Annotated in this window: 1 protein-coding gene; it reads left to right on the top strand. The window is 33.5% G+C overall.

What is annotated here, in order from left to right:
• The coding region (locus KH893_RS11870) for a GNAT family N-acetyltransferase (protein WP_281166286.1) at window positions 1-474 on the top strand (474 nt) is incomplete at both ends.

Below are 474 nucleotides of genomic sequence, written 5' to 3'. Positions count from 1 at the left end.
TTATATATGTTTGTTTTAAGTAGTTTTCAAGTAAGCCAACAAACTGTCGAATTGGTTTTGCCTGAACAAAAATACGCTAAAAAATTATTTGAGATTATCGAAGTTGATCGAAAACCCTTATCCATGTGGATGCCCTGGGTCAAAATAACTAAAAGCGAAAAAAACGAGATTGATTTTATCAATTATGCTAGGGAAAAAACTGCCAAGTATCAACTTTTAGAGTTGACGATTATTGTTGATAATCAACCGATTGGGATGATTGATTTGCATAATATTGATAGGAACGATCACAGAGCAGAGGTTGGATACTGGATGTTTAGTAAATATCAGGGAAAAGGTATTATGACTGAAGCTTTAAAACATTTATTGAATATCGCTTTTAACGAATTATCTTTAAATAAGATAATTGTGATGGCGGATTCTGAAAATCAAAAGAGCAAGGCAATTCCTCGGCGCTTAGGCTTTAGACAGGAG

The sequence above is a fragment of the Liquorilactobacillus sicerae genome, assembly GCF_029916425.1.
In the GTDB taxonomy this organism is placed as follows: Bacteria; Bacillota; Bacilli; order Lactobacillales; family Lactobacillaceae; genus Liquorilactobacillus; species Liquorilactobacillus sicerae.
This window is presented reverse-complemented; position numbering and strand designations above follow the sequence as displayed.